This window comes from Duganella sp. GW822-FHT06D06 (genome assembly GCF_058799615.1).
Window position 1 is genome coordinate 1 of record NZ_JBXALQ010000016.1, and the last position, 20,933, is coordinate 20,933.

Here is a 20,933-nt window from a genome sequence, read left to right on the forward strand (position 1 = left end):
GCCTGGCCGCACCTACCTCCTTATTATCCGACGGAGATGCGGTATGCTCAATATACGAAGTCTGACATTCGGACACGAGCTCTGCCGTAACGCTTGTTACGGCAGAGCTCGTGTCCGAATGTCAGACTTGACCCCGGATTGATTTGTAGGCAATGTACCAGCCCATGAAACCGATACGCCACCACATGTCCAAAATCCTCAAGTTCACGCAGTTCTCCATGCGGGACTTGTTTGTCGCCGCCGCTCCCACCGTCGCCCTGATCGCCGGCGTTTGCCTGCTGGCTTACTGGCTGGTGGATCCGGCGCCGCCGCGCACGGTGCGCCTGGCCACCGGCCAGGAAAACAGCGCCTACGCCGAATTCGGCAAGAAATACGCGGCCGCGCTGGCCAAGCACGGCGTCAAGGTGACGCTGGTGCCGTCCGCCGGTTCCGGCGAAAACCTCAAGCGCCTCAAGGCCGGCGAAGTCGACATCGCCTTCGTGCAGAGCGGCTCCACCAACGAGGAAGCGGCCGAACGCGAAGGCCTGACCTCGCTGGGCAGCCTGTTTGTCGAGCCGCTGTGGCTGTTCCTGCGCGAGACCAAGGGCAAGCCGCCCATCACCCAGCTGACCCAGCTGAGGGGCAAGAAAATCAACTACGGCCCCAAGGGCGCCGGCGCCCCGCGCCTGTTCCGCCAGGTGCTGGAGCTGAACGGCGTCGAGAAGGGCGAAGTGGAGCGTTTCTCGCTGGCCAACACGCCGGCCACGGTGGAATTGCTGGAAGGCCGCATCGACGGCCTGGTGTTCACCTCGGCCCCGGAAGCGCCGCTGATCCAGATGCTGCTGCAAACGCCGGGCATCAAGCTGTTCAACTTCAACCAGGCGGAAGCCTACGCCCGCAAGCTACCCTTCCTGAGCCACGTGGTGCTGCCGCAGGGGATCGTCGACCTGGGCCGCGACATCCCGGCCGAGGACTACAACCTGATCGCCCCGACCGCCACGCTGGTGGCGCGCGACGACCTGCATCCGGCGCTGACCGACCTGTTCGTGCAGGCGGCGGCCAACATCCACAGCGGCGCCGGCTGGTTCTCGCAGCAGGGCCAGTTCCCGTCGGCCAAGTACACCGAGATCCCGGTGGACGCCGAGGCGGCCAAGTACTACAAGAGCGGTCCGCCGCTGCTGCAACGCTATATGACGTTCTGGCTGGCGAATTTCTTCGACCGCATGTGGGTCGTGGTGGTGGCGCTGGGCGCGTTGATACTGCCGCTGTCCAAGGTGGTGCCGCCGCTGTATGTGTGGCGCATCCGTTCGCGCGTGTACCGCTGGTACGGCCAGCTGCGCGCGGTGGAGCAGGCGGTGGAGGAGGCGCCGGAGGATACCCGCATGCAGGTCTACGAGGCCCAGCTGGTGCGCCTGAACGAGATCGAGGACCTGGTCAACCAGGTATCGATCCCGCTATCGTTCGCGGACGGCTTGTACGGCTTGCGCAGCCACATACAGTTCGTGCGCAAGCGTATCCAGTTCCTGATGGGCGAGTCGGCGCCCACCCCGGATGAGGCGGTGGCGGTCTAGGCCCCGGTCCAGGGAAGCTCTGCCTTGCACCAGCCGCTGACGTGCTTGCGGTGGCCGTGCTCGTCCTTGTCGCCCTCGAAGCCTTCCAGGATGTCGTAGCAGTGCTGGTAGCCGTGTTCGGTGGCCAGCTTGGCCGCGCTGCGCGAGCGCACGCCCGAGCGGCACAGGAACAAGATCACCTGGTCCTTGCGCGCCACCGAGTTCAACTCTTCGATGAACTCATGGTTGGCGATCCCGCCCGGATACAAGCTCCACTGGACCGCACCATGTTGGGCCTCCGGTATCGCCACCCGGCCGACCCAGTCGCGCTCCGCATGGGTGCGCACGTCGACCAGCTTGACCGCGTTGTCGGCGCCGATCAGTTCATAGGCTTCCTGCGGCGTCACGGCGCCGGCATAGGGCCAGTCTTTGCTGCGGCTGCGGGCCAGCGCAAGAATATCGTCTATTTTGCTCATATCGTGTCCCAGAAATAAGTTTGAGTTTATTATAGGCCTCCTGCGCCCGCACCACACGCAGACGCACCAAAGCCGTGCATTTTTCAGGAATCCTCCAAAAATGCACAAAACAGGTGCAATATCTCGAACATGCACTTTGTTGGTGCGGTATTGAGCTGCCTCAAATAGCGGCACTTTGGACGGCCGGCGAATTTTAGATTCATTTTGCCAGCAAGTTCAAAGACGCTATCGACATAAGCTGATCAGTTTTAAGCTGGCACGGATACTGCTTACCAAGAGCGCACGAGTCCCACATTCCTTTAGGAGATACGCATGGCAATGACAGCCGCAGAAGTTCTGAAAATGGTCCAGGAAAACGAAGTCAAATTCGTTGATTTCCGTTTCGCCGACACCCGTGGTAAAGAACAGCACGTCACCGTGCCTGTGTCGCACTTCGACATCGACAAGTTCGAATCGGGCCACGCATTCGACGGTTCCTCGATCGCCGGCTGGAAAGGCATCGAAGCTTCGGACATGATACTGCTGCCAGATCCAAACACCGCGAACATCGACCCGTTCATGGAAGAGACCACGCTGTTCATGCAGTGCGACGTCATCGAACCGGCCGACGGCAAGGGTTACGACCGCGATCCACGCTCCATCGCCAAGCGCGCTGAAGCCTACCTGAAATCGTCCGGCATGGGCGACACCGCCTACTTCGGCCCAGAGCCGGAGTTCTTCATCTTCGACAGCGTGCGCTGGAAGATCGACATGTCCGGCTGCTTCGTCAAGATCGATTCGGAAGAAGCATCGTGGACCACCGGCGAGAAGCTCGAAGGCGGCAACACCGGCCATCGTCCTACCGTCAAGGGCGGCTACTTCCCAGTGCCGCCAGTGGACAGCTTCCAGGACATGCGTTCGGAAATGTGCCTGATCCTGGAATCGCTGGGCATCCCGGTCGAAGTGCACCACCACGAAGTGGCCGGCGCCGGCCAGAACGAAATCGGCACCAAGTTCTCGACCCTGGTCGAGCGCGCCGACTGGACCCAGAACCTGAAATACGTGGTCTGGAACGTGGCCCACAGCTATGGCAAGACCGCCACCTTCATGCCTAAGCCTATCGTTGGCGACAACGGTTCCGGCATGCACGTGCACCAGTCGATCTGGAAAGACGGCGTCAACCTGTTCGCCGGCGACGGCTATGCCGGCCTGTCCGACACCGCGCTGTACTACATCGGCGGCATCATCAAGCACGCCAAGGCGCTGAACGCGATCACCAACCCAGGCACCAACTCGTACAAGCGTCTGGTTCCAGGCTACGAAGCTCCAGTGAAACTGGCGTACTCGGCCAAGAACCGTTCGGCTTCGATCCGTATTCCGCACGTGGCCAATCCCAAGGGCCGCCGTATCGAAACCCGCTTCCCGGATCCACTGGCCAACGTCTACCTGTGCTTCGCAGCGCTGCTGATGGCCGGCCTGGACGGTATCGCCAACAAGATCCACCCGGGCGAGGCAGCATCGAAAGATCTGTACCACCTGCCGCCGGAAGAAGACGCACTGATCCCGACCGTGTGCGCTTCGCTGGAAGAAGCCCTGGACAACCTGAACAAAGACCGCGAGTTCCTGACCCGTGGCGGCGTGTTCAGCGATTCCATGATCGACGCTTACATCGAACTGAAAATGCAGGACGTCCAGCGCATGCGCATGACGACTCACCCTGCCGAGTTCGACATGTACTACTCGCTGTAATGGCAACGCGCCGGCGGCGCCGGTGCTTGTAGTGAAGCAAAAAACGCGGGGCGAGCAGAGCTTTCCCCGCGTTTTTCTTTGGATGTTGTATATTCGGGATGGATAGTTCCACCCACGGATTACGAATGACAACTAGTATCAAACGATGTGCGGGGCTGACGATCATGACGCTGCTGTGCTGCGGTGCGGCCCAGGCGCAGATCTACAAGTGCGTCGCGCCCAACGGCAGCATCGAGTACACCGACATCAACCGCGGCGGCTATTGCAAGTCCATGGACTTGCCGGGCATCGTGATTCCGGCGCCGCCGCGCCGCCAGGCCGCGCCCGCGCGCAGCGGCAACGTGCCGGCGCCGGTCAGCACGCCGGGCGACTTTCCGCGCGTCGACGGCGCCGAGCAGCGCGCGCGCGACGCCGACCGCCGCGGCATCCTGGAAGAAGAGTTGAAGAACGAGACGCAAAGACTGGCGGAGCTGCGCAAGGAGTTCAACAACGGCGAGCCGGAACGGCGCGGCGACGAGCGCAACTACGCCAAGTACCAGGAACGGGTGGCCGGCATGCGCGACAACATCGGCCGCTCGGAAAAGAATATCGAAGCCTTGAAACGTGAGATCGCGAATATCCGATGACGAGTTTACTATGAGCCTTACTAGTCTTACCGCCGGCAAGCACCGCCCGCCGGCACTGGCGGGCCTGGAGCTGCTGGCTTCGGCCGTGGTGCTGCTGGACGCCGACGGCCAGTTCGTCTACGCCAACGCGGCCGCCGAGAATCTGCTGGAGAGCTCGCTCAAGGCGCTGTCGCGCCAGACGCTGAGCGCGCAGTTCCTCAACCCCGGCGAGCTCGACAACATCTGCAACCAGGCGCGCGAGCACAAGTTCTCCGACCTGCGCCAGGACCTGATGCTGGAGCGCGCCGGGCGCGAAGCGCTGCATGTGCACAGCATCGTCTCGGCGCTGGACGACCCACCCGGCCACATCCTGATCGAGCTGCGCGAGCACCTGCAGCACCTCAAGCTGGACCGCGAGGAGCGCATCCTCGACCAGAGCCAGGTCAACAAGGAGCTGATCCGCAACCTGGCGCATGAAATCAAGAACCCGCTGGGCGGCATCCGCGGCGCCGCGCAGTTGCTGGAGATGGAGCTACCGGCGCTGCACGCCGGCCAGTTGCGCGAGTACACCCAGGTCATCATCAAGGAAGCGGACCGGCTGCAGACGCTGGTCGACCGCCTGCTGGCGCCGCACCGCCGGCCGCACATCGTCGGCGACGTCAACATCCACGAAGTGCTGGAGCGGGTGCGCAGCCTGATGCTGGCCGAGTTCCCGTCCGGCCTGACGATCCTGCGCGACTACGACGCCTCGATCCCCGAGTTCCGCGGCGACAAGGAGCAGCTGATCCAGACCGTACTCAACATCGCGCACAACGCCGCCCAGGCGCTGGCCGGCCGCATCAACGCCGGCGACGCGGAGATCGTTTTCAAGACGCGCGTGGCGCGGCAAGTCACCCTGGCCAAGGTCCGCTACGGGCTGGCATTAGACTTGCATATCATTGACAATGGACCGGGCATCGCACCCCAGATCCGCGACCGGATTTTCTATCCCCTGGTATCGGGCAGGGAAGGCGGCAGCGGTTTGGGCTTGACCCTTGCGCAGACCTTTGTGCAGCAGCACATGGGTGTGATCGAGTGCGAGAGCCGGCCTGGATATACGGACTTCCGCATCCTGCTGCCATTGCCATAAGCCCAGGCGGGCAGGGGCGGATGCCGGGTCCCTTGATTGACGATCCATATTGCGGGATACACACAACACATGAAGCCAATCTGGATAGTAGACGACGACGAATCGATCCGCTGGGTACTGGAAAAAGCACTGGCCCGGGAAAACCTGGCCACCAAGAGTTTTGCCAACGCGCGCGACGCCATCGCCGCGCTGGAGTTCGAGACGCCGCAGGTGCTGGTGTCCGACATCCGCATGCCGGGCGACTCCGGCCTCGACCTGCTGCAACAGGTGAAGTCGCGCTTCCCCGGCCTGCCGGTCATCATCATCACCGCCTTCTCCGACCTGGATTCGGCCGTCGCGGCCTTCCAGGGCGGCGCCTTTGAATACCTGGCCAAGCCCTTCGACATCGACAAGGCCGTCGAGCTGATCCGCCGCGCGCTGGACGAGAGCCTGCGCGAGACCAGCGTCGAATCGGGGCCGTCGGAAACCCCGGAAATCCTCGGCCAGGCGCCGGCGATGCAGGAAGTGTTCCGCGCCATCGGCCGCCTGTCGCAATCGAATGTGACGGTGCTGATCACCGGCGAATCGGGCTCGGGCAAGGAGCTGGTGGCGCGCGCGCTGCACAAGCACAGCCCGCGCGCGGCCCAGCCCTTCATCGCGCTCAACACCGCGGCGATCCCGAAAGACTTGCTGGAGTCCGAACTGTTCGGCCACGAGCGCGGCGCCTTCACCGGCGCCCAGACCACGCGCCGCGGCCGCTTCGAGCAGGCCGAGAACGGCACGCTGTTCCTCGACGAGATCGGCGACATGCCCTTCGATTTGCAGACGCGCTTGCTGCGCGTGCTGTCGGACGGCCACTTCTACCGCGTCGGCGGCCACCAGCCGCTGAAGGCCAATGTGCGGGTGATCACCGCCACCCACCAGAACCTGGAGCAGCGCGTGCGCGAGGGTTTGTTCCGCGAAGACTTGTATCACCGCCTCAACGTGATCCGCCTGCGCCTGCCCAGTTTGAGGGAGCGGCGCGAGGACATCCCTATTTTGGTGCGCCACTTCCTGGTGCAGAGCGCCAAGCAGCTGGGCGTGGAGGCCAAGCGCATGAGCGATTCCACCTTGCAATTCCTCAGCGGCCTGGATTTGCCGGGCAATGTGCGCCAGCTGGAAAACCTGTGCAACTGGATCACCGTGATGGCGCCGGGCCAGACGGTGGAAGTGAAGGATTTGCCGCTGGAGCTGACCCAGGAGCAAGGCCACGCGCCGGCCCCGGCCGAGAGCTATGCGACGATCCAGCACCACGGCACGGTGATGCCGATCCCGCTGGCCGACGGTGGCGGTGGCGGCGCGCAGGCGTCGGCGGCGGCCGGCGCGCCGGATGCGTGGCTGGGCTTGCTGGAAGCGCAGGCCGCCAGCATGCTCAGCGGCGGACAGCAGGAAGTGATGGCGGTGCTGGGCCGGCAGTTCGAGTCGGCGCTGATCCGCACCGCGCTCAAGCACACGCATGGCCGCAAGAACGACGCGGCGGTGCGGCTGGGCATAGGCCGCAACACCATCACCCGCAAGATCGCCGAACTCGGCATCGACGGCGCCAAGGACGATTGATAGCGGCGCCCGCGCGCTGGATTAAGGTAAGCTCTTGGCTGATGAGGCCAGGAGCTTTTTTTTTATGGAAACAGTATGTTGATTAATTGTGTGGCCTATCAGGACGGCCAGAAGCTGGACGACATTCCGGTCGAGGAGATCAGCGACTACATCGAGAAGCCGGAAACCTTTGTCTGGGTCGCCCTGCGCGACGCCCAGCCGGACGAGCTGGCGGTCATGCAGGAGGAGTTCGGCCTGCACGAGCTGGCGGTGGAAGATGCGCGGCGCGGCCACCAGCGCCCCAAGATCGAGGAGTACGGCGATTCGCTGTTCGTGGTGGTCAAGACCATCGAGTGCCGCGACGGCGATGTGGCGGTCGGCGAGGTGGACATTTTCGTCGGCGACAACTACGTGCTGTCGGCGCGCGACGGCCACAGCCAGCAGGGCTTCCTCGGCGTGCGCGCGCGGGCGGAGAAGGAGCAGCACATGTTGCGCCTCGGCCCGGCCTTCGTGCTGTACGCGCTGATGGACGCGGTGGTGGACCGCTACTTCCCGGTGCTCGACATGCTGGAAACGGAGCTGGAAAAAATCGAGGAGCTGATCTTCAGCCAGGGCAAGCAGCGCGACAACATCCAGCGGCTGTACGAGCTCAAGCGCAAGGTGACCATCGTGCGCCATGTGGTGTCGCCGCTGATGGAGGCGGTGGGGCGTTTGCACGGCGGCCGCGTGCCGGCCATGTGCCAGGACACGCAGGAATACTTCCGCGATGTGCATGACCATTTGCACCGCATCAGCGCCTCGCTCGACGGCATCCGCGACACCATCGCCACGGCGATCCAGGTCAACCTGTCGATGGTGGCGATCGAGGAGAGCGAAGTGAACAAGCGGCTGGCGGCGTGGGCGGCGATCTTTGCGATCGTCACGGCGTTTGCCGGATTGTGGGGCATGAACTTCAAGTTCATGCCGGAGCTGGAATGGAAGTACGGCTATCCGATGGCGGTGTTGGTGATGGTGGGCGTATGCGTGTACCTGCACCGGCGCTTCAAGAAATCCGGCTGGTTGTAAACGAAAAAACGCCCCGTGTGGCCGTGCGACGAGCTTGAGCGTCGCATGCGCACACGGGGCGTTTTAACTGATTACTTGAACTTGTAGCCAGCGGTCACGTAGACGAAGCGGCCGCGTGGATCGTACTGGTTGATGTCGTAGCCGGACTGGAACTGATTGGTCACGGCGGTGCCAATCGTGTCAGGCTGCTTGTCGAACAGGTTCTTCACGCCCAGCGCCAGGGTCAGGTTCTTGATGCCGCGGAAGGTGACGTTGGCGTCGTAGATGGCTTCCGACGAGATGAACACTTTGTTGTCGTTCAGGTCGTGGCCAACCTGGTAGCCGCTGCGATAGTTCTGCACCAGGGTGGTCGACCATGGACCTTTGCTCCAGGTGCCGGCCAGCTGATGCTTCCAGCGCAGGATCACGCCGCCGTTTTGCGCGCCGATCACCGGGTTGCCGGAACCGTCGACGATGGTGCCGACTTTGTGCGAAACGTCGCCGCCCGGGCTGGTCTGGTCGAAGGTATCCATGTAGGTACCGTTCAGGTTGGCTTCCAGCTTGCCGAAGCTGAAGTTGTCCTTCCAGTTGGCCGTCAGGTCCAGGCCCTGCACGTTGGCGTTGCCGGTGTTGGCCAGCGTCGAACGGATGCTGACGATGTCGTTGCCGTTCAGGGTCACCAGGCCTGCGTAGGCTGGGTCGCCGGCGCGGAAGCGCGACACGATCTCTTGTGCCGACGGCGTCGCCAGGATGTCGCGGATGTTGATGTTGAAGAAGTCCACGCCGATGCTGGCGGTCGACACCGGCTGCCATACGGCGCCGAACGAGTACTGCTTCGACTTCTCCGGCTTCAGGTTGGGATTGCCGCCGGTCAGCGCATTGACCTGCAGGCCGGTTTGCTTGGTCGCCGGGTCGTTGAACTGCTCGGAGGTGCCCAGCGTCTGCGGCGTCCACAGGTCGACCAGCGACGGTGCGCGGAAGCCGGTGCCGTACGAACCGCGCAGCAGGAAGGTCTTGGTCGGCTGCCAACGGACATTGCCCTTCCAGTTGGCCGAATTGCCGACGTCGTCGTAATGGTCGTCGCGCACCGCCAGGTTGGCTTCCAGCGTCTTCGTCAGCGGAATGCTCAGTTCGCCGAACGCCGAGTTCACGGTACGGTCGCGGTCGATAGGCACGACCGAGCCGCCCAGGCCGGAGATGTCGCCCGACTGGTAGGCCGCGCTAGGGCTGGTGGTGTAGTTCTCTTTGCGCGACTGCGCGCCCACCGCGTACTGCGGGGTGATGCCGGCGATGGTCCAGAAGTCGCCGGTGATCTTGGCGTCGAAGGAATCGCTGGTCGATTTTGCGGCCAGGAAGTCGCCGCTGAAGGCTGCGCCTTTCAGCTGGTCGGCCAGGGCGCCGGTCTGCACGCCGCCAGCCGCCCATGGATTCCAGTTGCTGGCGTTGATGATCTTGGCGTACGCCACTTGCGAGAAGTAGCCGGTGGTGACCGCGCTGTTCAGCTTGGACTCGTTGTGGCTCAGCGCCACTTCATAGTCGACCGCGCCGATGGTGCCCTTGGCGCCGACGACCGCGCGCGCCTGCTTGGCGGTGTCGACGTTCTGGCGTGGGCCGAAGTCGAACACGCGCGAGGTGATCGACAATGGCTTGCCGATCAGCGAGGAGTAGCCCTGGCTTTGCAGGTAAGGCACGGCGATCGACTGGTAGACCGGGTTGCTTGGGTAGAGCAGCAGTGCCGCGTCCACGCCTTGCTTGGCGAACTCGCCGTCGGTCTCGAAGAAGCTGGCGCGCGCCGGCGAAGCCTGGTAGGTCTGGGTGACTTTGCTCTGCGAGTACAGCACGTCGCCGAACAGCTGGTGCTGGTCGTTGAGCTGGTAGGTCAGGTTGCCGGTGAAGTTGAACAGTTCGCGATCGGGCGTCAGGCCGACGTCCGGGCCGCTGTCGTAGTAGCAGTAAGGCGAACCCTTGGCGCCGCCTTGCAGCGTGCCCATCTTGATGGTGCCGCACTGGTCGCCGATCGCCAGCGGATTGCCGTAGCCCGAACCGCCCGAGCTGAAGCCGGCGTCAGGACCTTTGCCTGGCGTGAACGAACCCTGGATGTTGCCCAGGCCGGTCGCGGTGCCGTTGTAGTAAGGCAGCTTGGTCGAGGTGGCCGCGTAGTCGCGGTCACGGCCGAACAGGGCCTTTTCTTTTTCGTAGGAGCCCGAGGCCACCACGTTCAGCTTGTCGGTGTTGAAGCCGCCGGTGATCGAGGCTTTGCTGTTCTGGCCGCCGCCGCTGTTCGATGGGGAGCCGTAGCCGCCGGTGATTTCCACGCCTTCGGTGCGCTTGGACAGGATGAAGTTGACCACGCCGGCCACGGCATCGCTGCCGTACACGCCGGACGCGCCATCCTTCAGCACTTCGACGCGCTCGATGGCGGCCAGCGGGATGACGTTGACGTTGACGGAGGCGCCGTCGCTGCCGGCGAACGCCGCCAGGCGACGGCCGTTGACCAGCACCAGGGTGCGGGTCGAGCCCAGGCCGCGCAGCGAGATCGACGACAGGCCGCCGGTCGAAGTGCCGGCGCCGGTGGCGTTGCTGGTGCCGCCCGCCGAGGAGAAGGCGGAGATCGACTGCAACAGTTCTTCGGTGCTGGTGGCGCCGGTGCGGGCGATGTCCGCCTTGGTGACCACTTGTACCGGCAGCGAGGTTTCAGCGTCGACACGCTTAACCGACGAACCGGTGATTTCCACGCGTTGTACGACAGGGGTATCCTGTGCAAATACTGGCTGGGCCAGCAGGCCTGCACCGATCAGTGCAGCGCTGCCCGAAAACATCAGGCGCAGTGAACGCGAAATTACAGTTTCCATCATCATTGCTTGAACTCCTAGCGAGGTTACGGCATATTACTTTGTCATTGAAAATTTCATAATGAATAATCCATCTATAGATTATTCAAGGCGGTCATCAGACCACTTGAGTCCGGCAAGGTCAATTGACACTCTGTAACAACACTGAAATAAACAACACTTTTTACGGTAATTTCAAAAAAAGACGACTTATTTACACAAAAATACAAAGTATTTGGTGGTTAATAGCCGAATTGTGATAATCAGGCTTGAAACGTTCAACCAAGTTCATGTGACCGGGGGTACGATGTGCGATGACAAGTTGTTGGACGGACAAGGGGCCGCGCCGCGTCTGTTCGGCGTCGAGGACGGACGGCTGCTGGCCGAGGCGGCGCTGCGTTCGATCACTGCCTCGACCGCGCGCGCCCGCGGCGACGACTTTTTGCGCATCCTGGTGCGCGACCTGGCGCAGGCGCTCGACGTCACCTATGTCATCGCCGGCCGGGTGATCGCCATGGCCGACGGCCAGGAGGGCATCCGCACGCTGGCCGTGTGGGGCGGCGCCGACTACCTGCCGAACATGGAGTACAGCCTGCTGCACACGCCCTGCCAGGATGTCACCGACCAGAGCATGTGTTTCCACGCCTGCGGCATCCAGGCCGACTATCCGAAGGACACCTTGCTGGTCGACATGCGGGCCGAAAGCTATATCGGCATGCCGATGATCGATACCGAAGGGGATACGCTGGGCATCCTGTCGGCCATCGACACCAAGCCCATTTCCGAGGACAAGCGCCTGCTGGCGCTGTCGCTGCTATCGATCTTCGCCGCGCGCGGCGCCGCCGAGCTGCAACACCAGGAGCGCGAGCGGATGTTGGAGCACAAGGTGCAGCAACGCACCGAGGCGCTGCTGGCGGCGCAGGCCACGCTGATCGAGCAGGAAAAAATGGCGGCGCTGGGGGCGCTGGTGGCCGGCGTGGCGCACGAGGTCAACACGCCGATCGGCGTTGCGGTGACGGCGGCCTCCACGCTGAGCAGCTATGCGGCCGAGCTGGTCAAGTGCGTGGGGAGCGAGCGCGTCAGCCGTTCCGCGCTGGTGGCCACCGCCGGGCGCATGCGGGAGGCGGCCTTGCTGGTCGAGCGCAACCTGCTGCGCGCCGCCGACCTGATCGGCAACTTCAAGCAGCTGGCGGTGGACCAGGGCAGCCTGAACGTCTGCGCGGTGGCGCTGCTGGAGCATGCGCAGAGCGTGGTGTCGGCGCACGGCCCGGAGCTGCGCAAGGTCGGCATTGCGGTCGAGCTGGATATCGCGCCGGCGCTGCGCGTGCGGCTCGATCCGGGGCGCTGGTCGCAGGTGCTGTCCAACCTGTTGATGAACAGCGCCAAGCACGCCTATCCGAACGGCGGCCCCGGCCTGGTCAGGCTGGCCGCGCGCATCGGCGGCGGGGCGGAGGCCGGCTGGCTGTTGCTGGAGTATGGCGACGACGGCGTAGGCCTGACGGCGGAAGTGCGGGAGCGCTTGTTTGAACCGTTCTTCACCACCAAGCGCGGGCAGGGCGGCTCAGGCTTGGGCATGCATATCGTCTACACCATCATGCACCAGATGGGCGGCAAGGCCTCGGTCGAGCCCAGCCCGGCCGGTTGCCGCATCACGCTGCGGCTGCCGGTCCGGGACGCGGACTAAGGCTGCTGGTCGGCGGCCATCGACAGCGCCACCGCCTCGGCCACCTTGATGCCGTCGACGCCGGCCGACAGGATGCCGCCGGCGTAGCCGGCGCCTTCGCCGGCCGGGAACAGGCCGCGCGTGTTCAGGCTTTGCAGCGTGTCGTCGCGGCGCTTGATGCGGATCGGCGACGAGGTGCGCGTCTCCAGCCCGGTCAGCACGGCATCGTGCTTGAAGTAGCCCTTGACCTGCTTGTCGAAGGCCGGGAAGGCTTCGCGCAGCGCGCTCACGGCGAACTCCGGCAGGATGGTCGCCAGGTCGGTCAGGTGCACGCCCGGCTTGTACGACGGCACCACGCTGCCGAACTCGGTCGAGGCGCGGCCGGCGACAAAGTCGCCCATCAGCTGGCCCGGCGCATTGTAGGTGCCGCCGCCCAGTTCAAACGCCTTTTCCTCCAGCCGGCGCTGGAACTCGATGCCGGCCAGCGGGTGGCCCGGGTAGTCGACCTCCGGCGAGATGCTGACCACGATGGCGCTGTTGGCGTTGCGCTCATTGCGCGAATACTGGCTCATGCCGTTGGTGACCACGCGGCCCGGTTCGGACGCGGCCGCCACCACCGTGCCGCCCGGGCACATGCAGAAACTGTACACGGCGCGGCCGTTGGAGGCGTGGTGCACCAGCTTGTAGTCGGCGGCGCCGAGGATCGGGTGGCCGGCGTTGGGGCCGAAGCGGCAGGCGTCGATCAGCGATTGCGGATGCTCGACCCGGAAGCCGATCGAGAACGGCTTGGCCTCGATGTAGACGCCGCGCCGGTACAGCATTTCAAAGGTGTCGCGCGCGCTGTGGCCGACCGCCAGCACCACGTGGTTGGTGACGATCTTCTCGCCGCTCTCGAGCGTCAGGCCGCGCACCTGGCCGCCGTCCGGGCCTGGCTCGATCTCGATGTCGACCACCTTGTTTTCAAAGCGGTACTCGCCGCCCATCTGTTCGATGTTGGCGCGCATCTGCTCGACCATCTTGACCAGGCGGAAGGTGCCGATGTGCGGCTTGCTGACGTAGATGATTTCCGCCGGCGCGCCGGCCTTGACGAACTCGGTCAGCACCTTGCGGCCGTAATGCTTGGGGTCCTTGATCTGGCTGTACAGCTTACCGTCCGAGAAGGTGCCGGCGCCGCCTTCGCCGAACTGCACGTTGGACTCGGGATTGAGCTCGCGCTTGCGCCAGAAGCCGAAGGTGTCGACCGTGCGTTCGCGCACTTCCTTGCCGCGTTCGAGAATGATGGGACGCAAGCCCATCTGCGCCAGGATCAACGCCGCGAACAGGCCGCACGGGCCGGTGCCGATCACCACCGGACGCGGGTTCCGGTCGTGGCCGGCCAGCTGCTCGCCGTGGGCGACGAACTTATAGGAGGTGTCCGGCGACGGCATCAGGTGGACGTCGTGCTGCAGGCGTTTGAGCAGCGCTGCCTCTTCCTTGACCTCGACGTCGAGCGAATAGATCAGCACGATCGCGGTCTTCTTGCGGGCGTCGTAGCTGCGTTTGAATACCGTGTAGCCGAGCAAGGCGTCGGCGGCGATGTCCAGGCGCGCCAGGATGGCGGCCGGCAGGTCGGCTTCGGCGTGGTTCAGCGGGAGTTTGACTTCGTTTAATCGCAACATGGATGGCTTCCTGAGAGGGCGCTGTCTAGGCGCCATGATAGTGGGGCCGGCGCGGCGGCGTGCTGCCCCGGATCGGCCCGTAAAACCCCGTATTTTACCCGCAATGGCCGCCAAATGCAGCCATGCCGGCTGCGTTCGCCCGGCGAGGCGCGGCATCGCCGCGCGCCGAATATAAAATGTTGGGGCGGGACCGGTGGGATATTCAGATCGGCGGGCCAGCGCCATTGCCGCCCGGTGATTAATGCCGCAGCATTGATATTAGCTGGGGTATTTATCGTGGCTGGTTTCTTATTCTATTTGTTTATTCAGCCGTTATTTAAACTTCAGAATTGGAATGACTATTTATAAATAATTCGGAACTAATGGCGACAGCGTCCGCGAGCCCCGCAAGCAATCTGCGGGGCGTCGAGTGTTGTTGGTTGGTAATTATTTACAAATGAACAAACTGAGATTCTGTTGTGAAAAGACGACTAGCACCAAAACGGGCCGACGCCGCTTTCGATGCGGGATCTGGTGCATTTTTGTTTCAAAATGGAAATTTTTTGGCGCATCGCCAGCGATGAAAAACCCGTAGGCCTTGGCATATTGGATGGGCTTTGTTCTGGTAAGTCCCGGTTTTCCATTGATTTTCGCCGGTTGTGGCTTGACGGTTGAAAATTTTGGTGTACTTGCAGGCGACCTGCCGCAGCAGGACGGGAAATGGTGCAAGTTCAGCGGTTTGTTGTTTTTTTGCGATCATTCCGTTATTTGATAGGAAATTAAAAATGTATTTTTGGAAACGTTCTCGATCGATCCGCAGCACGTCGTAGTGCGATGTTGTATGAACGAGACAACCTAAAATGTTGATCGAAATGCATCCGCATGAATCTTTGCTGCCACGCTTTGCCGCAGCGCACCACGCCGGTGCGCTGAAACCGCCGCCTTCCGTCCGCCCGCCGGGACTGTGTAAGGTTCATTGACAATAGCCGAGTTGCTATGTTTTTATGAACAGCGGAAAAGTTTGGCTTTATTTCATCAACGATGACGCAAGCGCCGATCTTTACCTGGGGCAGAGAAAGTGCAGTAGCCGGTGAATGAATAGTTTTATCCAGACTATTCTCAGTCGGTAGAGGTTAAACAAAGAAATGGGTCGTTTTTAGTTGCTATCCAAAAGATGCCGTTAAACGTTCTAATAAAACACACCAAGGAATACAATATAATGATCAAGGAAACAGTATTGTCTCGCTCGATCCGCGTGATGTTCATCAGCGGGATGGCGCTGGGTATGCATGCGGCGTCCGCGCAGCAGGCAGCGGACCAGCCTTTGCAAAAAGTTGAGGTGACCGGTTCGCGTATCCCTACGCTGAACACCGAGGGCACCAGCCCGATTACCGTGCTGGGTTCGAAAGACATCAAGATCGATGGTCTGCGCAACGTCGAAAGCCTGCTGAACAACTTGCCACAGGTGTTCGCATCGCAGTCCGGCTCGGTCTCCAACGGCGCGACCGGTACCGCCCAGGTCGACTTGCGCGGCCTGGGTTCCAACCGTACCCTGGTGCTGGTCAATGGCCACCGTCTGCCAGCCGGTACCCCGAGCTCGCCAGCAGCCGACTTGAACCAGATTCCAGCTCCCCTGATCAAACGTATCGAAGTACTGTCCGGCGGCGCCGGCGCCGTGTACGGCGCCGATGCGGTCGCGGGTGTGGTCAACTTCATCATGAACGACCGCTTCGAAGGCGTGTCGGTCGAAATCAACGGCAGCGGCTACAACCACAAGCAGCAGGGCACCGCTGGTGTGAGCGCCTTGGTCGCCAAGCGCGCCGCCGGCAACCCGGGTCAGTTCTCGGTGCCTGGCAACGTCGGCCTGGACGGCCGTTCGCGCGACGCCTCGCTGCTGATCGGTAGCAACTTCGCCGACAACAAGGGTAACGCCACCCTGTTCTTCAGCTACAAACGCGACGACGCGCTGCTGCAAGCCGCGCGTGATTTCACCGCTTGCTCGCTGAGCGTTTCGGCTGCGGGCTTCGCCTGCGGCGGTTCCAGCACCAACGCCACCGGCCGCTTCACCAATGGCGCCCTGCCGGACGCGCTGCACCCTAACGGCGGCAAGATCTACACCACCACCGCCGGCGGTACGCCACGTTCCTACGTGGATGCGACCGACGCCTACAACTTCGGCCCAACCAACTACCTGACCCGTCCGGACGAGCGTTATGGCGTTGCTGCAAACATCCATTACGACGTCAACGAGAAAGCCCGTGTCTACGCCGACTTCTCCTTCCATGATGACCGCAGCGATGCGCAGGTCGCTCCGGGCGGCATGTTCGGCAGCGTCTACACCGTCAAGAACGACAATCCGTTCCTGACCCCAGAGATGAAGGCCGCGCTGGACGTCTCCGCGCCAGGCAGCAGCAACGACGTGATTATCCAGCGTCGTAACGTCGAAGGCGGCGGCCGTGACTCGGTCTTCACCAACACTTCCTACCGCATGCTGGCGGGCGTCAAGGGCGAAATCGGCCCTTGGCAGTACGACATCTTCGCGCAGACCTCCAAAGTACGCTTTGCCGGCAGCTCGGATAACTATTTCTCGAAGTCCAAAGCGGCCAAGGCCATGGACGTGGTCAACGTGAACGGCGTCGCGCAGTGCGCTTCGTTCGTCAACGGTTCCGACCCGGCTTGCGTACCTTACAACGTCTGGAAAGTGGGCGGCGTGACCAAGGAAATGCTGGACTACATCCAGATTCCAGGCCAGAGCTTCGGTCAGACCGAACAGCAGATCCAGGGCGCCAACATCGCGGCCGACTTGGGCGAATACGGCATCAAAATTCCTGGCAACTCGCAAGGCGTCGGCGTGTCCGTCGGCCTGGAGCGTCGCGTCGAGGCGTTGGAACTGCGTCCTGACGGTCCTTCGCAAAACTTCGACCTGGACGGCTCCGGCGGTCCTGTGAAGCCAGTGAAAGGCCGCTATGTGGTCAAGGACGTGTTCGGCGAGGTGCGCCTGCCTCTGCTGGAAAACAAACCGTTTGCCGAAATGCTGGCAACCAACCTGTCGTTCCGCCACACCAAGATCGACACCGGCGTCAGCGCCAACACCTACGGTATTGGCCTGGAATGGCAGCCAGTGTCGATGGTGAAGGTCCGCGGTTCGCACCAGAAGGCGGTCCGTGCACCGAACATCAACGAAATGTTCACCCCAGCCGGCAACAACCTGTTCGACATGGACTCGGATCCATGCGGCGGCGCCACGCCAGACCGCACAGCGGCCGAGTGCGCTCGCACCGGTGTCAGCGCTGCGCAGTATGGCCACATCCAGGGCAGCCCTGCCGGCCAGTACAACTACCTGGCTGGTGGTAACACCCAGCTGAAGCCAGAGCGTTCGAAGTCGAACACCCTGGGTCTGGTGATCACGCCGATGAAAAACCTGACCGTGACCGTCGATTACTTCGACATCAAGGTGCAGGACACCATCAGCATCGTCAGCCCGGAAACCACGCTGAACAAGTGTCTGGACACCGGCGATGCGGCGTTCTGCTCGCAGGTCCATCGCGACTCGCAGGGGACCCTGTGGTTGCTGAATTCGGCGAACATCGTTGGCACCAACACCAACATCGGTTCGATCAAGACTTCGGGTATCGATCTGGGCTTCAGCTATGGCCAGCGCGTGGGCAACCTCGGCACCATGGGCCTGACCATGAACGGCACCAAGCTGAAGTCGTATGAAGTGGAAGAGCTGCCGGGTGAAGGCGCCTACGATTGCGCAGGCCTGTACAACGGCGCCGGCAAGTGCGGCCAGCCTCGTCCGAAATGGCGTCACAAGCTGCGTGGCAACTGGAACACCCCATGGAGTGTCGACCTGGCTTTGACCTGGCGCTACTTCCAGGGCGTGGACATCGAAACCACCAGCAGCAATGAGCACCTGACCGGCACCCCGCGTGCGGCTGAATCGCACTTCGCTTCGGCCAACTACTTCGATCTGGCAGGCACCTACTACTTCAACAAGAAGATCAGCATTACCGCCGGTATGAACAATATGTTCGACCGCGATCCGCCGATCACCTCGAAGTATGGTACCGGCCAGGGTAACGGCAACACCTTCCCATCGATGTACGATGCGCTGGGTCGCAAGCTGTTCATGAATCTGACCGCCAAGTTCTAATCGGCGTCACGAAGTAAAAAGCGGCGGGTCTCACGACCCGCCGCTTTTTTTTACGCTTTTTTTTTCAGGTTTCCCAGTCGCTGCCGGCGTCGATGGCGCCCAGCATCGCGCTCACCAGCGTGCGCTCTTTTTCGGTGAGCTCCGGCCGCCAGGCCTCGAACAGCAGGATCACGCGCGTCTGGTCGCTGGTGTTCCAGGCCTCGTGCTCGATGCTGTCGTCGAACACCCAGGCCTTGCCTTCCTGCCAGCTGCGCGTCTCGTTGCCGACCCGAAGCGAGCAGCCGGGCGGCACGATCAGCGGCAGGTGGCAGATCAGGCGGGTGTTGAGGATGCCGGTGTGCGGCGGGATGTGGGCGCCGGGGCGCATCATCGAGAACAGCACGGTGGGCGCGCGTCCCGCCACCTGGGTCATCGGCACCTGGGCCAGCGCGGCCAGCGTTTTCGGGCAGCGCGCGGCGTTTTCCGCCACCAATTCGCCGTTGCGCCACAAATAGAAGGCGCTCCAGTCGCGGTTGTTGTGCATGCCGCCGCGGTTGAGCGCGGGCAGCCCGGGGTCGGGCTTGAGGTAGGGCTCGAAGGCGTTGTCGTCCTGCAGCACTTGCAGCAGCTCGGCGCGGATCTCGTCGGTGGCCGCCTCGACCTGGTCCAGCCACGGGAAGTCGGCGCGCTCGAAGAACTGGGTTTGCGCCAGGCCGGGGAAGTAGTACAGGCGCGGCTGCTGCAGGAAGATTTGCTTGCGTCCGAGCAGCAGGTCGAGCGACTGGTTGAAGCGGGCGCTGTCGGCGTCGTCGGCCAGGCCGGCCTGGCGCAGCCGCTGCATCAGCTGGCCTTCGAACTGGGCCGCGTGCTGCGCGCAGGCGGCGCGCGCGCGCGCCAGCTGCGCGCGCAGCGACGGCGGCAGCTCGGCCTCCGGTGGCGCCGCCTTCAGCGCGGTGCGGTAGAACGCCACGGCCGAGACGGCGTTGCCGTCGGCCGCCAGCAAGTCGCCCTTGACCAGCAATAGTTGCAGATTGTCGGGCGCGGCGTCCAGCGCGTGCTCGAGGGCGGCCAGCGCCGCCTTGATGTCGCCCAGCGCCTGGCAGGCTTGCGCCAATCCGAACCAGGCTTGCGGCCCGCCCTGGCCGCCGCGGGTGAGTTGCTCAAAGTGGGTGCGTGCCGCCGCCGCGTTCGGATTGTGTGCTGTCATCGCCTATAGTTCAAAACCGCCATCGGCGCTCTTGAAGGCGTGGATGGCGCGGGTCATTTCGGTGATCATGGCGCGTTCCGCCAGCGTCAGCTGCGGATGCCAGATGTCGAAAATCAGCACCACGCGCAGCTTGTCGCTGTCATTCCACGCCTCGTGCTCGATGGTATCATCGAATACCCAGGCCTGGCCTGCTTGCCAGCTGCGCGTTTCATTGCCGACCCGGAAGCCGCAGCCCGGCGGCACGATCAGCGGCAGGTGCGTGACCAGGCGCGCGTTGCTGACGCCGACGTGGGCCGGGATGCGCGTCTTCGGCTTGAGCAGCGAAAACATCGCGGTCGGCGTGCGGCCGGGCTGGTCCGGCTGCGGCGCCCCGCCCAGCAGCGCCATCGTGCGCGGGCACCTGGCGGCGTTGTCGGCCACCGGCAAACCGTCCTTGAGCAGGTGGAAGGCGCTCCAGCGCGGCGAATTGTTCAGTTCCGCGAACTGGTTGTGCGGCACGTCGTCCGGGTAGGTCAGGTAGGGCGCGAAGCCATCCTCGGTTTGCAGCACCTGCAGGAATTCGTCGCGGATGGCGTCGGTGCCGGCCTCGATCGCGTCCAGCCAAGGAAACTCGGCGCGCGGCAGGAAGGCTTGCGGCACCAGGCCGGGATAGTGGTAGCGCATCGATTTCGATTCGTAGCGGCGCTTGCGGCCCACCATCAGGTCGATCGATTCGCGGAAGCGGCTCAGGTCTTCGCCGGCGTGCCGCTGGTATTGCTGTTCAAGGAAGTTGTCGAGGAAGCGGCCATAGTCGGCCTGGTAGCGCTCGACATATTGCATCGCGTGCTCGACGGCGCTGCGCATGCCGGCGTCGAGCCGTTCGACCGGCGGCGCCACCGAGGCCACCGCGCCGTACACCGAGGCCGACTGGTGGGTCTTGCCCTGGCGTTCCAGCAGGTTGGCGCGCAGGATCAGCGCCACCATGTCGGACGGATCGGCCACCAGCGCGTTGTGGATGGCCGTCTCTTCGGCCGCCTCGTCCTTCTGGCCCTGGCAGGCCAACGCCAGGTTGACCCAGTTCTGCGGATCGTCGGGATAGGCGCGCACCAGGCGCTCGAAGGCGCGGCGCGCGGTGGCGTGGTCGCCGTAGCGGAAGGCGCGCTTGCCCAGCGAGGTCAGCGCCAGGGGATGGGCCGGTTGCAGTTCCAGGATGCGCGCCCACATGCGGCCGGCTTCCTCTTCCTGGCCGGCCTGGGTGGCCTTGATCGCTGCCGCCTCCAGGATGGCGACTTCAGGCTGCGCCGTATGCGGATTGGGCTTGGAGGTAATCATTTCTTGTCATCGACGGGTTGCAGGGAAGCTTTGTTGCCTGCAAAGAAATTATAGACCGCCAATAACACGCCCGGCAGCAAAGCG

At 63.2% G+C, this 20,933-nt stretch carries 14 protein-coding genes; 8 read left to right on the forward strand and 6 right to left on the reverse strand.

Going from position 1 to position 20,933, the window contains the following annotated elements; genetic code table 11:
* The first annotated feature begins 185 nt into the window (after positions 1-185).
* Positions 186-1,550, forward strand: coding sequence for a TAXI family TRAP transporter solute-binding subunit (locus AC1RMD_RS24110; protein WP_492930146.1), 1,365 nt, complete (start codon positions 186-188; stop codon positions 1,548-1,550).
* On the opposite strand, the gene AC1RMD_RS24115 is transcribed toward AC1RMD_RS24110, so the two are convergent.
* Positions 1,547-2,005, reverse strand: coding sequence for a rhodanese-like domain-containing protein (locus tag AC1RMD_RS24115; RefSeq protein ID WP_492930148.1), 459 nt, complete (start codon positions 2,003-2,005; stop codon positions 1,547-1,549). The two genes, AC1RMD_RS24110 and AC1RMD_RS24115, sit on opposite strands and share 4 nt — an antisense overlap.
* Before the next feature lie 312 nt (positions 2,006-2,317).
* On the opposite strand from AC1RMD_RS24115, the gene glnA reads away from it, so the two are divergent.
* The 5 genes from glnA (at position 2,318) to corA (ending at position 8,086) form a co-directional block, all read left to right on the forward strand.
* A complete protein-coding gene (gene glnA, locus AC1RMD_RS24120) occupies positions 2,318-3,733 on the forward strand; it encodes a type I glutamate--ammonia ligase (RefSeq protein ID WP_026335076.1) in 1,416 nt (471 codons plus the stop codon).
* A gap of 125 nt (positions 3,734-3,858) precedes the next feature.
* Entirely contained in the window at positions 3,859-4,359 is a 501-nt protein-coding gene (locus AC1RMD_RS24125; RefSeq protein ID WP_492930150.1) for a DUF4124 domain-containing protein, read from the forward strand.
* Positions 4,360-4,369: 10 nt separating this feature from the next.
* On the forward strand, positions 4,370-5,467 hold the full coding sequence (gene glnL, locus AC1RMD_RS24130) for a nitrogen regulation protein NR(II) (RefSeq protein WP_492930152.1): 1,098 nt from the start codon (positions 4,370-4,372) through the stop codon (positions 5,465-5,467).
* 69 nt (positions 5,468-5,536) lie between these two features.
* A complete protein-coding gene (gene ntrC / locus AC1RMD_RS24135; protein ID WP_492930154.1) occupies positions 5,537-7,042 on the forward strand; it encodes a nitrogen regulation protein NR(I) in 1,506 nt (501 codons plus the stop codon).
* A gap of 75 nt (positions 7,043-7,117) precedes the next feature.
* Entirely contained in the window at positions 7,118-8,086 is a 969-nt protein-coding gene (gene corA / locus AC1RMD_RS24140; protein ID WP_492930156.1) for a magnesium/cobalt transporter CorA, read from the forward strand.
* 71 nt (positions 8,087-8,157) lie between these two features.
* On the opposite strand, the gene AC1RMD_RS24145 is transcribed toward corA, so the two are convergent.
* Positions 8,158-10,923 carry a TonB-dependent receptor gene (locus AC1RMD_RS24145; RefSeq protein ID WP_492930158.1) on the reverse strand — a complete coding sequence of 922 codons (2,766 nt, stop codon included), beginning with the start codon at positions 10,921-10,923 and terminating at the stop codon, positions 8,158-8,160.
* Between the two features lie 298 nt (positions 10,924-11,221).
* On the opposite strand from AC1RMD_RS24145, the gene AC1RMD_RS24150 reads away from it, so the two are divergent.
* Positions 11,222-12,580, forward strand: a complete 1,359-nt coding sequence (locus AC1RMD_RS24150; RefSeq protein WP_492930160.1) for a sensor histidine kinase — start codon at positions 11,222-11,224, stop codon at positions 12,578-12,580.
* On the opposite strand, the gene AC1RMD_RS24155 is transcribed toward AC1RMD_RS24150, so the two are convergent.
* Together AC1RMD_RS24155 and AC1RMD_RS24160 are read right to left on the reverse strand one after the other, a co-directional pair.
* Complete coding sequence (locus AC1RMD_RS24155; RefSeq protein ID WP_492930162.1) at positions 12,577-14,217, reverse strand: NAD(P)/FAD-dependent oxidoreductase; 1,641 nt, start codon at positions 14,215-14,217, stop codon at positions 12,577-12,579. The genes AC1RMD_RS24150 and AC1RMD_RS24155 overlap by 4 nt on opposite strands.
* Before the next feature lie 526 nt (positions 14,218-14,743).
* Entirely contained in the window at positions 14,744-15,019 is a 276-nt protein-coding gene (locus AC1RMD_RS24160; protein WP_492930164.1) for a hypothetical protein, read from the reverse strand.
* A 414-nt stretch (positions 15,020-15,433) separates the two neighbouring features.
* On the opposite strand from AC1RMD_RS24160, the gene AC1RMD_RS24165 reads away from it, so the two are divergent.
* On the forward strand, positions 15,434-18,352 hold the full coding sequence (locus AC1RMD_RS24165; RefSeq protein ID WP_492930166.1) for a TonB-dependent receptor domain-containing protein: 2,919 nt from the start codon (positions 15,434-15,436) through the stop codon (positions 18,350-18,352).
* A gap of 64 nt (positions 18,353-18,416) precedes the next feature.
* Here the strand turns inward: AC1RMD_RS24165 and AC1RMD_RS24170 are convergent, their stop codons facing one another.
* Positions 18,417-19,538, reverse strand: a complete 1,122-nt coding sequence (locus AC1RMD_RS24170) for an aspartyl/asparaginyl beta-hydroxylase domain-containing protein (RefSeq protein ID WP_492930168.1) — start codon at positions 19,536-19,538, stop codon at positions 18,417-18,419.
* A 3-nt stretch (positions 19,539-19,541) separates the two neighbouring features.
* Positions 19,542-20,849, reverse strand: coding sequence for an aspartyl/asparaginyl beta-hydroxylase domain-containing protein (locus tag AC1RMD_RS24175; RefSeq protein WP_492930170.1), 1,308 nt, complete (start codon positions 20,847-20,849; stop codon positions 19,542-19,544).
* Between the last annotated feature and the right edge of the window lie 84 nt (positions 20,850-20,933).

Coding starts and splice junctions, on each gene's coding strand:
- AC1RMD_RS24110 (WP_492930146.1), top strand. CDS start 186: ATGTCCAAAATCCTCAAGTTCACGCAGTTCTCCATGCGGGACTTGTTT.
- AC1RMD_RS24115 (WP_492930148.1), bottom strand. CDS start 2,005: ATGAGCAAAATAGACGATATTCTTGCGCTGGCCCGCAGCCGCAGCAAA.
- glnA (WP_026335076.1), top strand. CDS start 2,318: ATGGCAATGACAGCCGCAGAAGTTCTGAAAATGGTCCAGGAAAACGAA.
- AC1RMD_RS24125 (WP_492930150.1), top strand. CDS start 3,859: ATGACAACTAGTATCAAACGATGTGCGGGGCTGACGATCATGACGCTG.
- glnL (WP_492930152.1), top strand. CDS start 4,370: ATGAGCCTTACTAGTCTTACCGCCGGCAAGCACCGCCCGCCGGCACTG.
- ntrC (WP_492930154.1), top strand. CDS start 5,537: ATGAAGCCAATCTGGATAGTAGACGACGACGAATCGATCCGCTGGGTA.
- corA (WP_492930156.1), top strand. CDS start 7,118: ATGTTGATTAATTGTGTGGCCTATCAGGACGGCCAGAAGCTGGACGAC.
- AC1RMD_RS24145 (WP_492930158.1), bottom strand. CDS start 10,923: ATGATGATGGAAACTGTAATTTCGCGTTCACTGCGCCTGATGTTTTCG.
- AC1RMD_RS24155 (WP_492930162.1), bottom strand. CDS start 14,217: ATGTTGCGATTAAACGAAGTCAAACTCCCGCTGAACCACGCCGAAGCC.
- AC1RMD_RS24170 (WP_492930168.1), bottom strand. CDS start 19,538: ATGACAGCACACAATCCGAACGCGGCGGCGGCACGCACCCACTTTGAG.
- AC1RMD_RS24175 (WP_492930170.1), bottom strand. CDS start 20,849: ATGATTACCTCCAAGCCCAATCCGCATACGGCGCAGCCTGAAGTCGCC.